The 12,589-nt window shown below is 64.6% G+C and carries 9 protein-coding genes; all 9 read right to left on the bottom strand.

The annotated features are described in order from the left end of the window. Positions 1–31: 31 nt before the first annotated feature. The gene (locus tag AC3ANQ_RS19240; protein ID WP_488302517.1) at positions 32–1,054 is read right to left on the bottom strand and encodes a LacI family DNA-binding transcriptional regulator; all 1,023 of its coding nucleotides are present in this window, start codon (positions 1,052–1,054) and stop codon (positions 32–34) included. Between the two features lie 76 nt (positions 1,055–1,130). Beyond that, entirely contained in the window at positions 1,131–2,747 is a 1,617-nt protein-coding gene (locus AC3ANQ_RS19235; RefSeq protein WP_488302516.1) for a GMC oxidoreductase, read from the bottom strand. A 5-nt stretch (positions 2,748–2,752) separates the two neighbouring features. After that, a complete protein-coding gene (locus AC3ANQ_RS19230; RefSeq protein WP_488302515.1) occupies positions 2,753–3,970 on the bottom strand; it encodes a glycoside hydrolase family 88 protein in 1,218 nt (405 codons plus the stop codon). 29 nt (positions 3,971–3,999) lie between these two features. Continuing rightward, entirely contained in the window at positions 4,000–5,517 is a 1,518-nt protein-coding gene (locus AC3ANQ_RS19225) for an aldehyde dehydrogenase family protein (protein WP_488302514.1), read from the bottom strand. A gap of 45 nt (positions 5,518–5,562) precedes the next feature. After that, entirely contained in the window at positions 5,563–6,363 is an 801-nt protein-coding gene (locus AC3ANQ_RS19220) for an enoyl-CoA hydratase/isomerase family protein (RefSeq protein ID WP_488302513.1), read from the bottom strand. Next, entirely contained in the window at positions 6,360–8,627 is a 2,268-nt protein-coding gene (locus tag AC3ANQ_RS19215; RefSeq protein WP_488302512.1) for a gluconate 2-dehydrogenase subunit 3 family protein, read from the bottom strand. The genes AC3ANQ_RS19220 and AC3ANQ_RS19215 overlap by 4 nt, the downstream gene beginning before the upstream one ends. A 32-nt stretch (positions 8,628–8,659) precedes the next feature. After that, positions 8,660–10,294, bottom strand: coding sequence for an acyl CoA:acetate/3-ketoacid CoA transferase (locus AC3ANQ_RS19210; RefSeq protein WP_488302511.1), 1,635 nt, complete (start codon positions 10,292–10,294; stop codon positions 8,660–8,662). Between the two features lie 18 nt (positions 10,295–10,312). Next, a complete protein-coding gene (locus tag AC3ANQ_RS19205; protein ID WP_488302510.1) occupies positions 10,313–11,323 on the bottom strand; it encodes a Gfo/Idh/MocA family protein in 1,011 nt (336 codons plus the stop codon). Continuing rightward, on the bottom strand, positions 11,311–12,354 hold the full coding sequence (locus AC3ANQ_RS19200) for a LacI family DNA-binding transcriptional regulator (protein WP_488302509.1): 1,044 nt from the start codon (positions 12,352–12,354) through the stop codon (positions 11,311–11,313). Before AC3ANQ_RS19200 ends, AC3ANQ_RS19205 begins: the two co-directional genes overlap by 13 nt. Positions 12,355–12,589 lie beyond the last annotated feature (235 nt).

Genomic DNA, 12,589 nt, shown 5'->3' with positions numbered 1-12,589 from the left:
CTTTCTTGTTTGCCGGAGGCCGGTCCCGGAGTCATGTCCTGGGACGCCACGTCGCTGTCGAGGACCGGATTTTGAGTTGGGGCTGGATGAGGCTTAGTTGTGCGGGGATGTCGGCATTGCCGTCAGCGAGGCGTGTCAGGAGCAACTCAGTGCCTTTCGCTCCGACCTGCTGCGGGAAGCCCGCGACCGATGTCATGGGGGGAACCTGACTGGCGGCGATGCGAGTGTCGTCGAAGGAGGCGACGGCGATGTCCCGTCCGGGTTCGAGCCCGCGACGGCGCATTTCGTCGTAGACGCCCTGGGCGATGATGTCGCTGTAAGCGACAACGGCATCGGGCAACCCTCCCTGATCGAAGAGCCTGCCGAGCGCGGCTGCACCGCCTTCAGGGCTGATGGCACTGCGTAGGTCTTCCGTGCTCCATACTTCCCGCCCTTTGGTCTCTAAGGATGCTCGAAGGCCCTGCTCCCGTTCCGCGAGAGACGGTGCGGGCCGGCCGCCGACGAGTGCCACGGTCCTGCAGCCTAAGGCGGTGAGATGGTCTCCAAGCAGCGCCGCTCCCTTGACGTTATCGCTGCCTACGTAGTCGAATCCCGGAAAACGGCGGGCGAGCAGCACAACTGGAACGTTGGCCGCGTCGACTTGTTTCGCGAGCTTTTCAGGGTCGGTGTCCGGTGCCGGGAGCAGGAGTAGGCCGTCGACCTGGCGTTCGATCATGGAGGCGATGATTTCGGTCTGGCGTTCGCCCAGGTCTCGGCTATAGCCGATGAAGATGGTGTAGCCGGCGTCGTGGGTGATCTGGTCCACAGCCATGGCCAGCTCGGCGAAGTAGGGGTTGATGATTTCGGTGACGATGAGGCCAACGGTCATAGATCGGCTTTGCCGCAGGTTTGCCGCTTGCCTGTTGTATACGTAGCCGAGCTGGTTCATGGCTTCCCGTACCTTGATCGCTGTTGGCTCCGGGATGCGGGAGCTGCCGCGGACGACGAGGGATGCGGTTGAACGTGAGACGCCGGCGGCCTTGCTCACGTCTTCGAGGGTGATGCGGGGGGCCATGCTGTATTCCTGCCGATGGGTCGATGTGCGGGGAGATGCGCTCTCCCCGTCTGCCGACTTTACCAATGTGAACGGCCTAGCTATCGTTTCCGTCCTTGTCATCCGAGCGGATCCGGGCAGGGGCCTTCCCCTCGGCCAGGATGGTGTCTGCCACCCGAAGGGCGTTTGCTGCGATGGTCAGGGCCGGATTGAGGGCTGCCGAGGATGGGAAGAAGGAGCCGTCCACGATCCAGAGGTTGTCCAGATCGTGTGCCCGGCAGTCCGGGTTGAGGACACTCGTGCGGGGGTCGTGTCCTGCCACGGCTGTTCCGCATTGGTGGGAGTTGGTTTCGATGCCCATGCGTTCGGTGAAGATCACGGGGTATCCGGCCCTGCGGACGGCCCGGCTGATCCGACGGACCAGCTCCTTGTGGGACTCGAGGTTGTTCGGTTCCCACCAGACGTGGATTTTGCCGTTGAAGACGCTGATGCCGTTGGACCGGCGGGGCAGGTCTTCGGTGGTGAGGTAGATGTCGATGCTGCGGTCCGACATCGCCCTCAGGAGTGGGGTTGGCGCCCAGGCGCGGGCCATCTTGAGCATGCTTGCCCGCAGCTTCCCGAGCATCTGCAGGTTTCCCAGCGGGTACCGGTTGGTGGGTCCGGCTTCGTACCAGTCGTTCAGGCCGAGGGTTTTCTGCCACAGCGTCCTGTTGACCTTGAACGGGTTGATGGCGAGGAAGAAGGTGCTGTTGTGCACCATGTAGTTCCGGCCCACCAGCCCTGAGGAGTTTGCCAGGCCGCGGGGGTGTCCCTTGGTGGCGGAGCGCAGCAGCAAAGCAGCCGAATTCACCGCACCGGCGGCGAGGATGAACTTGTCGGCTTCGATGCGGATGATCTGGTCATTGCGTTCGGCTAAGGCTGCGACGATGGTGTGGCCGTCCGGTCCGGGAATTAAGCGGGTGACCTTGGTGTCCGTCATCAGGGTGGCGTTGCCCTCCAACGCCGGGTCGATGGCGATCTTTTCTGCGTCGGACTTCAGCCCGGCCTCGTTCGGGGCGCCGTCGCTGGTCGCGCACAGGGCGCGCTTTTCGGGAGTGTCGGCGTCGAGGGCGTTGGCCATCCGGAAGGGGTGCAGTCCTTGGCGCCGCAACGAGTCCGCCAGGTCCTGGATGGCAGGTTCGTGGTCGAGCGCTGGATAAGGATAGGCCTCGGAGTGGAACGGCTCGGTGGGGTCTTCGCCGATCTGCCCATGGACCCGGAAGAGCTCTTCGGCCCGGGTGTAGTACGGTTCGAGGTCAGCGTAGCTGAAGGGCCACGCCGGGGAGGTTCCGTCCTGGTGCCGGGTTTCTTCGAAGTCGCTGGCGCGGAAGCGTGGTAGGCATGCGCCGTAGACCTTGGTGTTTCCTCCCACCCAGTAGTACACGCCGGGTTTGAAGGATTCGCCTGTGCGGCCGTTGTACCAACTGTCGGCGTTCTTGTAGCGGCCCTTGAGGTAGACCTCGTCCAGGTCGGAGTTTTGCGGCTCCGCTGGCAGACGGTGGCCCCGTTCGATGATCAGGACCTTGGCTGCCGAGTCTTTCAGGGCGTAGGCCATGGTTCCGCCGCCCATGCCGGATCCGATGATGGCGATGTCGGTACGGATGACCTCATCGGGAACCTGGGTCTCCACCGGAATCTGTGGCGGCGGTGCCTCGTCGATTGCTGCGTAGGGCATCGTGCTCACCGGCTCGGTTGCGCGTCGTCGAACTGTTGGATCTGGTCGATAGCGTCCAGGAACCAGTAGTCGCCCCACATCACGGATTCGTCCACGCCGAGGTCTTTGCCTTCGTGGTAGCTGCCGTGCTTCAGGACGCCTTCCCACGCTTCCCCAGGCCTGGCCAGGAAGTCGTCCTCGGTCAGGCGACGAAGGATGCTCACCGCGTAGTCTGCGTAGATCCGGGCCTTGGCGCGGTCCTGGATAAGGCCAGCAAGCTGCCAGAAGCCGCCTGCCGCGGCGGCTGCTGCGGACGTTTCGTAGGGGCGGACGGGTGAGGGCTCTTCCCAGTCATTGGGTGGAACGAGACGGTCGCCGGTTTTTTCGATGTAGAAGTCGGCGGCGGCGATGGCGGTTTCCAGGAAGCGGCGGTCGCCGGTGAAGCGGTAGACGGTGCCGAACCCGTAGAGGGCCCAGGCCTGTCCGCGGGCCCAGGATCCTTCGTCGGAGAAGCCCTGTTGGGTGGTCTGTTTCAGGAAGGCGCCGGTGGCCAAGTCGAACATGCCCTCGTGGGAGGCTGATCCGTCGCCGCGGATGAGGAAGCGGCGGGTGGTGAGGCAGTGGTCCACGGCTTTGCGGGCCATGTCCTGGTCTCCGGTCTGCTGCGCGGCGTAGAGGGCCATGTGGATGTTCATCATGATGTCGATGAACAGGCTGTCGGGTTGGCGGAAGCTGGGCATGTAGCGGCCGGCTTCGCGGTAGCGGCTTGCGGTGGTGCGGCCGGCCTCGACGACGACGTCGCGCTTGGTCGTGTCGCCGGTGGCTTCGAACCAGCGCCGGTAGGTGGACCAGAACAGGAAGCCCAGGTCGTGGACGGTGTCATCGGTTTTGCGGTGTTCGATGAGCTCGGAGTAGTGTTCGGCGGCGCTGCGGAAGCGGGCGCGGTCGGATATGTCAGCTCGGCGGGACAGCATCCACAGCTGGCCGCCGAGGAAGCCTTCGCACCAGTTGGTCCAGGCCTCCCCGTCGACGACCCATTTGCCTTCTTCGGTGTACAAGGGGAACTGGTCCGGGTGAATGGTGATCAGTCCGTCCAGTTTCGCTGAGGCGGTTTTCCATGCTTTGTCGGCCGCGTCCCGGAACGCCGCCGGCACCTCATACCCGGCAGGGAGGGTGAGCGGAAGCATGGTTGGCAGGACCACCGCGGGGGCGTGCGCGGCGGCTGAGGCGGTTGTGGTTGTCATAGCTGCTGTTTCCTTCAGGGCTGCGTGTCTTAGAGGCCGGGGGCGTCGGGGGCGTCGACCCAGCGGTTTTCGCGGATACCGACTTGGAGCTGGATGGTCTTGAGTTCGCTGAACTCGGCCAGGGCCTGGCGGCCGAGTTCGCGGCCGATGCCGCTTTGGCCGTAGCCGCCGAACGGCACTTCGGGGTAGCCGTCCATCCAGCGGTTGACCCAGACGGTCCCGGCGCGCAGGTCTCGGGCGGCGGTGAGCGCTTCGTTGATGTCGTTGCTCCAGATCCCGGCGGACAGCCCGAAGGATGTCGAGTTCGCGATTCCGATCGCTTCCTCGAGCGTGTCGTAGGGGAGTACGGACAGGACAGGACCGAAGATTTCATCGGTGGCGATGGACATTTGCGCCGTGACGTCCGTGAAGACGGTGGGCTGGAAGAAGCGGCCGTTGAGGCCGGTGTCGAGCCTTTCACCGCCGGTGAGCAGGTGGGCTCCGGCCTCGCGGCCTTCGGCCACGTAGCGTTCAACGACGGCGAGCTGGGCGTCGTTGACAAGGGAGCCGACGAGGGTGTCGGCCTTGAGCGGATCACCGACACGCATGTGTCGGGCACGTTCGACGACGGCGGCGGCGAACTCGTCGGCGATGGAGCGGTGCACGATGAGGCGGCTACCGGAGTTGCAGCATTGGCCGACGTTGAAGTACCCGCCGAAGACGCCGGCGTCGACCGCGGCGGTGAAGTCGGCGTTGGCCGTGATGATTTGCGGGTTTTTCCCGCCGAGTTCGAGTTCAACCTTCTTCAGGTCCCGTCCCGCGGCGGAGGCGATGCCCTTGCCAACGCCGGTGGAGCCGGTGAAGCTGATCATGTCGATGCCTGGGTGCTCGGCGATGGCCGCGCCGACGATCCGGTCGCCGGTGACTATGTTGACTACACCAGCAGGGAAGCCCGCTTCGCGGATGAGCCGACCCAGCATCACCGTGGTGGCGGATGTGCTTTCGCTGGGTTTGACCACGGCCGTGTTGCCTGCGGCGAGGGCGAAAGGAAGTTTTTGGCTAATGATCAGCAGCGGGAAGTTCCAGGGCGTGATCATGCCGACGACACCGATGGGTTCGTGGACGACCAGGGCCAGGGTGTCCCGTCCGAGGGCGTTGTGGGAGTCGCCCTGGGTGTTGCGGGCGAGGCTGGCGGCGTATTCCCACAGCTCGGCGGTGCCGGCGACTTCGTTGCGTGATTGGGTGATGGGTTTGCCGGTTTCGAGGGTTTCGGCCAGCGCCAGTTCTTCGGCGTCGCGGCGGATGAGGTCGGCGACTTTGAGGAGCAGCTTGGACCGAACAGATCCGGTGGACTGGCGCCACCCGCGGTCCAGGGCTTTTCGGGCGGCGGTGACGGCGCGGTCGACGTCCTCCTGCCCCCCGTGCGGGAAGGACGTGACCTCGACTTCGTGGGCGGGGCTCAGCCGGGTGAACGTTTCGCCGCTTTGTGCCTGGGTGTCTTCGCCGTCGATGATCATCGGGCGGTAGGTGGGCTCGACGTCGTCGAGCGTGTAACTCTTGGTTTCCATGTCAGGTGTCCTTAGAAAATGTTGCGTGAGGCCGGCTGGTCGGTGTCAGTTGTCCGTGAATTGCGCGACACGTTTTTCGCGGAAGGCGGCGACTCCCTCGGCAAGGTCATCGGTGGCTGCGGCCAAGCCCCCGGCAAGGGCTTCGAGCACGCGGGATGGGGCGCCGTCTGCGGCGGCGTCGATCAGCTGCTTGCCCAGCTGCACGGCCAGCGGTGCTCCGGCCAGCAGGTCGGCGCTGAGCCTGTCCACCGCATCTTCCAGGCTGTCCTTGGGTGCGACCGCGGTGGCCAGCCCCCAAGCGACGGATTCCTCGCCGGAGAGCTGTCGGCGGGTCAGGACGAGTTCCTTGGCCCGTGCCCGGCCGGCAAGTTCGGTTACCCGTTCGGTGCCGCCCCAGCCGGGTACCGTCCCAAGGCCGGTCTCGGGCAGGGCGATGCGGGCCTCGGCGGCGACTACCCGGAAGTCGCAAGCGAGTGCGAGTTCCAGGCCGCCGCCGAATGCGAGACCGTCGATGACTGCGATGCTTGGCTGGCGCAACCCTGCGAGGGCATCGAACGCCCGGTGGCCAGTGGCGATCCAGTCCCGCCACATCCCGGCAGCGGACAGGTCGGCGAAATGGTTGATGTCCGCTCCAACACAGAAGACCTTCTCGCCGCCGGTGCGCACGATGACCAGCCGGGCCGACGAGGCGGCAACTTCCCGGACGGCAGCGGCAAGGTCTTCGAGAAGTCCAAGGGTCAGGGCGTTTAGCTTCGATGCCCGGTCGATGAGGATGGTCGCCGTGTGCCCGTCTGCGGAGTAGCCGACGGTGACCTGTCCGGTGACGGGCGTCGTTTCCGTGCTCATGGCTGGTCCTTTCGCTGGCCGCCGAGCTCGCCGGCGAGGTGCTCGGCGGCGCGCATTACGATGGCCCAGATGGTCAGGGTGGGGTTGATGCCGGGGCAGCTGGGGAACGCGGCCCCGGAGTACATGTAGAGGTTGGGGGTGTCGTGGACTGCAAGGTGTTCATCCAGCACCGTGGCGTCGGGGTCGTGGCCGAAGCGGGCACCGCCGAGGTCGTGGCTGGAGCCGACCCCGGTGAAGTAGGGGCCTTGCCAGGTCTTGGTTGCTCCCATGTCTTTCAGCAGGCCGGTTGCGCGGTCTGCCATCCAGGAGGCGAGGCGGCGCTCGTTGTCGCGCAGGCGGTAGGTCACCCGGACCAATGGCATGCCGAGTCCGGAGGAGTCACGGTGCCGTGGGTCGATTTCCAGCCGATGTGAGGCGTAGGGCAGGGCGTCGGGTTGGATGCGGATGACCCCTTGCTGGGACCAGAGCTTCAAGTGGTCACGGTAGGAGGCGCCCCAGCGGTGGACGTCCTCGGGGAGGGTTTCGCGGGCGATCTGCAGGGGCAGGGCCTGCTGTTCGGCGCCGAGGGTGGCGCCGCCGATGAAGCCGTGGTCGCGGGACCTGAATTCGGGGGAGAGGTAGTCGTCCAGGACAACACCCTGCGCGGCCGGACCGGTATGCCGGTTGAATTCGGTCCCCGGGAAGAGGGCGTCCACGTGGCCGAACATCTTGGTCATGTAGTGCAGCCCCAGTTGGCCGGTGTTGTTGCCGAGGCCGTTTTCGTGACGGGAATCGGCCGAAAGGTACATTAGGCGCAGGTTTTCGTAGGTGTACGCGGAGAGGATGACGGCCCGGGCGTACTGGCGGCGGACCCTGCCCAGGGGATCGACCCACTCGACGCCGCGGGCGGCACCTGACTCATCCATGATGATCCGGGTGACACGGGAGTGTGTGCGCAGTTCGAACTTGCCGGTGGCGATGGCGGCAGGCACCGGGCCCAGGCCCGGGTGCCAGCGGTCGCCGCGGAAGGAACCCAGCCCGTTGTTCCACGCACTGTAACCGGTGGCAGCCCGGCCGCCGTAGGACTCGGTGGTGAACCCGACGGGAACGGGGTGCGGGTGCAGTCCGGCGGCTCTGGTTGTCTCTGTGAACTTGTTGCCCAGGATGAACGGCCGGGTCGGCGGCAGCGGGAGCGGCTTGCTGCGCTTGACGAAGGGGTTGGATTCGTCGCCGGCGATGCCGATCAGGTGTTCGAGCTTCGTGTAGAGGGGTTCCAGGTCCTCGTAGCTGACGGGCCAGTCGGCCAGGGTGCAGTCCTCGGGCAGCGAATCCGGTCCGTAGAGGCCGTCGTAGTGGCTCTTGGGGGCGAATTGCCAGGGGTGGAATCGGCGCAGCCAGGACCCGTAGTGTCCTGCGGAACCGCCGACGCCGTTGACCATCCGGCCCAGGGAGAAGGTCGCTTCGCGGCTGTCCTCTTCATCCGCGGTTTCGCGCCAGCGTGGGGTCTCCTGTTGGAACTTGGGGCCCAGGCCGCCGCGGGTGTAGTAGGCGTGTTCGAGTTCGTCGGGGAGGAATTCGTCCAGGGGACGGAACGGTCCGGCTTCCAGGCCCACCACGCTGAGCCCAGCCTCTGCGAAGACCTGGGCGCTCAGCCCGCCCATGGCGCCGACGCCGATGAGCAGGACGTCCACTTCCTCGGTCATCTGCGGGTTGACGGCGTTCTCGTAGCCAAGCTGCTTGAGCCGGTGTCCTTCGGTATCCCGGGGAATCTCCTGCATGGCATCGGCCAGTGTCTTGATCACTCCACCCTTGGTGACATGCTCGGTGCTGAGGTTTTCCTCGGCAGAGTTTTCCAGCCAGACGCCGGGGTGCTTGAGGAACTTCCAGCCGACGGCGTCCTTGTTCCCGCCGTGGGCGGGATCGGCGAAAAGGCCCTCCTGCAAGTGGGCGACGACCAGGCCGAAGAGGTCCTGCTGGTCCTTCGCAGGAAGCTGGTCGCTCAATTCGCCCTGCTCGAGCAAGACCAGCACGTCGGTGCGTTCGTCCAGGGTGAGCTCGGCGAAGTTCCGGCCGTGCTTGTCCTCCGCATACCGGTCCAGGGCACCGAAGAGCCACTGATACCGGGGCCGCTCCTTGCGGCCGTAGCCTTCCAGCGTCAGGTCGAGGTAGTCGGTGACACCCGCTTCGCGGACGTCGGGGCTGTCGCCGTCGGAGGGGAACATCGCCCCGAACAATGCGTCGGCGAGTTCGGCTTCGTAGGGCGTCAGGATGCGGTGGCTTCTCATGTCAAGGGTCCTTTCGGGCGTTCGGCCGTGCGTCAGTGCGCGGCCGGGGTGGAGGTGCGCTGTTCGATCCGCTCGTGCAGCGGCAGCGTTGAAAGGTGGAGGCCGACGGGGGCCTCGGCGAACAGGGCGAGTTCCATGGTGCGCAGGTCATCGGCGACGATCAGCGGGAATTCGCACCGGTCCAGGACGTCTTTTTGCAGGTCGACGCCGGGGGCAATTTCGGTGACCACGAGTCCCTCGGCGGTCAGTTCGAGCACGGCGCGTTCGGTAATGTATTTGACCTTTTGGCCGTTGGCGAGGGCCCTCGGTCCGGAGAAGGTGACGGCGGAGACGTCGTTGACGAGCTTGGTGAAGGGCCCGTCCGAGCGGATGTCCAAGCCGTTCTCGCCGACGGCTATGTCACGTCGTCCGGCGGTGAAGGCGCCCATAAAGATGATCTCCGGTGCCGAGGAGGTGATGTCTGCGAAGCCACCGACGCCGGCGGTGACGTGGCGCTTTGTGGGCAGGTGGTGGACGTTGACGTTTCCGTGCCGGTCGATCTCCAAGAAGGACAGAAGCGATCGGTGGAAGCCGCCGCCCTGCAAGAGCGTGAACTGGTCGATGCTGGGCATGATCGCGTCCGGGTTCTGGGCGCATCCGAAGGCGAAGTCCAGGAGGGGGATACCCCCGACGGCGCCTTGTTCGATGACCCAGCTGACTTCCCGGCCCTGGTCTTCTTCGACAAGGACGTGCGGCACGAGGGCGGAGACGCCGAAGCCGAGGTTGACGATTTCGCCGGCTTTGAGTTCCTGGGCGGCGCGGCGTGCTGTGATCTTCTCGATGGAGAACGCGACGTGGGGGAGTGAGCTCAAGGGCCTGCGCAGTTGCCCGGAGATGGCGGGGTCGTTCGCGGTCAAAGTGGTCTGCAGTTGGTCTTCTGCGATCACGATCGCGTTGACGAGGATGCCTGGGACCTTGACATGCTGCGGGTGCAGGCTGCCGGCTTCGGCCAGGCGCTTGACCTGGGCGATAACGATGCCGCCGTTGTTGTGGGCGGCGTAGGCAAGGTCAAGCGCACCGAGGGGTGACCCCTCGTCTTCGAAGGTCAGGTTGCCGTATTCATCGGCCGTGGTGGCACGGATGATGGCCACGTTGGGGATGACCGAGGGGAAGAACAGCCATTCCTTTCCGGCCAGAGTGGCGGTCTCGACGTGCGCGTTCGGGGTGGCGTGGTTCATCCGTCCGCCTTGAAGGCGGGGGTCGATGAAGGTGTCCAGTCCTACCTGTGTGAAGACACCCGGCTGCTTCGCGGCGGCGGTGCGATGCATCTGGTAGATGACCCCCGAAGGGAAGTTGTAGGCCTCCACTTCATCCCGCTCGATCATCTGCCAGATCAGGGGCGGCTCGGCGCTGGAGGGGCCGGAAGGGTAGGATCCCGCAATCACCTTGCGCAGCAAGCCAGGGCGGGCAAGGTGGTCGATGCCCTTGACTCCGTACATATCGCCCGCAGCAATTGGATGCACGGATGTCAGATTGGTAGGGTGGGCGGTTTCCCCGAAGCGCTGACCGATCCCGGCCAGGACACTGTCCGGGCACCCGAGGGCACTTGAGGAACTGACGGTGATGACGTCGTCGTCGTTGATGAGCTCCGCTGCCTCGCGGGCCGTGAGGATCTGTACCTTCTGCATGGCGATCTTTCTGGGGTCTTAGTTGATGTGGACGGTGCGTCCGGAAAGTGCGGATTCCTGCGCTGCAAGGGCGACTTTCAGGGCCAGCAGCCCGTCCTCGCCGCTCGCCGTCGGGACACCGCTGCCCTCGACGGCGGAGACGAACGCGCGCAGCCCGATGACGTAGAGGTCCTCGGAGCAGTCGACCTCGACCGTTTCGCTTCCTGACTTCGTGGTCAGGACCAGCTGGCCTTCGGTCTCCTGCGTCATGGCGTCGGTGACCAGGACGGTGCCTTCCGAGCCGTGGACTTCCAGGGAAGTCTTGGCGTAAGCGACCGTGAATGAATCGTGGGTCTGGGCTAGCACCGGGGGACGGCCCTCCGGTTCGTACCGGATGACGGTCATGGCGGCGTCCGCCTGGCCGCCCGTGTTCCAGTCGGCCTGTTGCACGGCGATGGCGCTGACTGCAACGGGAGTGCCCAGCAGCGGGTTCAGGACCGATGCGTCATGGCAGGTGATGTCCAGGATCACCCCGCTTCCTGGGGTGCTTTGGCCCAACCGCCAGCCGCGCAGTCGCTCCGGAAGGAGCACTGCATGGGCCACCTTGGCGGAGAGGACCGTTCCGATGACTCCGTCGTTGACGAGTTCGCGGACTTTGGCGTGGAGGGGGCTACCGGGGAGATGGTGATTGGCAGCGAGGATGAGGCCCCGCTCCTCCGCCAGCTCCACCATGGCCGCAGCTTCGTCGGCGTCAAGGGCAAGTGGTTTCTCACAAAGGACATGTTTGCCGGCTTGAAGGGCCCTGCTTGCCTGGGCGAAGTGCTTGTCGTTGGAGGAGGAAATGTAGACGGCGTCGATCCCACACTCCAGCAGCTCCTCAAGGTCCGTGGTGGCTGAGGGCAGCCCATGGCTGGCGGCGAAATCGCGCGCACGCTCCGCCGATCCGCTGAAGACTCCGACGATGTCGCCCCCGCTGGTGCGGATTGCGTCGATCACGCGGGTGGCCGCGATGTCACTGGCGCCGATCAGGCCCCATTTCAGTGCAGGCATGCTGTTTCTCCTAGGTTTCTGGGTCGCCATTGTGCGGTGGAAGCGCGGATCTTCAGGGCTGGCTCGATGAGGGAGCGTCGGGGTTCCAGCGACGAGTCGCGGATACGGTTCAGCAGCATCTCTGCGGCCTTGCAGCCGATGAGTTCCGGGTACGTGGCTACCGAGGTCAGCGGTGGCAACAGCAGCTCTGCCATGGTGATGTCGTCAAAGCTGGACACGGACACGTCGCGGCCAGGTTCAATGTTTCGCCGGCGCAACTCCGCATAGATTCCCAGAGCGACCGCGTCACTGTAGGCGATGATGCAGTCGGGCCAGATCCCCTGGTCGAGCACTCGGGCCACACTCTCGGATCCGCCGGCAGCGTTGTTCGTAGTTGACGCCGAGGTAGATGCATCGAAAGTTACGTCGCTTCCTGCGAAGCCGGCTTCCAGACCTTTAATTCGTTCTGTCCTGGCCGAAGAGTGTTCGGGCCCGCCGACCAGCACGGCCGACGATGCGCCGAGGGAGGCGAGATGCTGGGCCAATTGCTGCCCGGCAGCAATGTTGTCCGGACCGACGTAGTCGAGCTCCTCGGAGAAATAGCGGGCAAGCTGAAGAACCGGGACCGAGGAACGGTCAATGATCCCGCACACGGAATCGAGCTCCGACCCCTTGGCCGGCAGCAGAAAAATACCATCAACCTGCTGCTGGACCATTGTCTCGAGTTGCAGGTATTGCCGCTCCACATCGTCCCTGCTGTATCCGATGAAGAGTGTGTACCCCGCTTCGTGAGCCGCTTCCTCGATCATCATGGTCAGTCCGGCGAAGTACGGGTTGCGGATGTCTGTCACGATCAGTCCGAGAGTCATGGATTCCCTGCCGCGCATGTTGGCGGCGTGTCGGTTATAGACGTACCCGAGCTCGGCCATCGCCAGCCTGACCCGATCCGAGGTGACCTCAGGAATACGGGTGCTTCCACGAAGGACCAGGGACGCGGTGGATCGGGATACACCCGCTGCCCGGCTGACATCGTTGAGCGTGACCTTTTTCACCCTAGATCCACCTCTTCTTGGACTTGATTCACTATTTCTATCACGCATCCCCACTTAATGGTAGAGCGATCTACCAGAAATCTACTGCGAAAAATCCTATATATACCGGTAATCCCAGCGTTCAAGCCAGAACACACGTTGGTTGGGATGCAAAAATGGAGTCAACCAAAGAAATCTATTGCATCGATCTACTGAGGTATGTAATCTGGACCACAACGCAGGCTCTAGCCGGTTT

The sequence above is a fragment of the Arthrobacter sp. DMZ02-1R genome, from assembly GCF_057747935.1.
Note: the sequence above shows the minus strand (reverse complement) of the source record. Positions and strands in the feature narration are given on the sequence as shown.

Excerpts from the sequence above, each read along its gene's own strand:
- AC3ANQ_RS19230 (WP_488302515.1), bottom strand. The coding sequence starts at position 3,970 with ATGACAACCACAACCGCCTCAGCCGCCGCGCACGCCCCCGCGGTGGTC.
- AC3ANQ_RS19210 (WP_488302511.1), bottom strand. The coding sequence starts at position 10,294 with ATGCAGAAGGTACAGATCCTCACGGCCCGCGAGGCAGCGGAGCTCATC.
- AC3ANQ_RS19220 (WP_488302513.1), bottom strand. The coding sequence starts at position 6,363 with ATGAGCACGGAAACGACGCCCGTCACCGGACAGGTCACCGTCGGCTAC.
- AC3ANQ_RS19215 (WP_488302512.1), bottom strand. The coding sequence starts at position 8,627 with ATGAGAAGCCACCGCATCCTGACGCCCTACGAAGCCGAACTCGCCGAC.
- AC3ANQ_RS19240 (WP_488302517.1), bottom strand. The coding sequence starts at position 1,054 with ATGGCCCCCCGCATCACCCTCGAAGACGTGAGCAAGGCCGCCGGCGTC.
- AC3ANQ_RS19235 (WP_488302516.1), bottom strand. The coding sequence starts at position 2,747 with ATGCCCTACGCAGCAATCGACGAGGCACCGCCGCCACAGATTCCGGTG.
- AC3ANQ_RS19225 (WP_488302514.1), bottom strand. The coding sequence starts at position 5,517 with ATGGAAACCAAGAGTTACACGCTCGACGACGTCGAGCCCACCTACCGC.
- AC3ANQ_RS19205 (WP_488302510.1), bottom strand. The coding sequence starts at position 11,323 with ATGCCTGCACTGAAATGGGGCCTGATCGGCGCCAGTGACATCGCGGCC.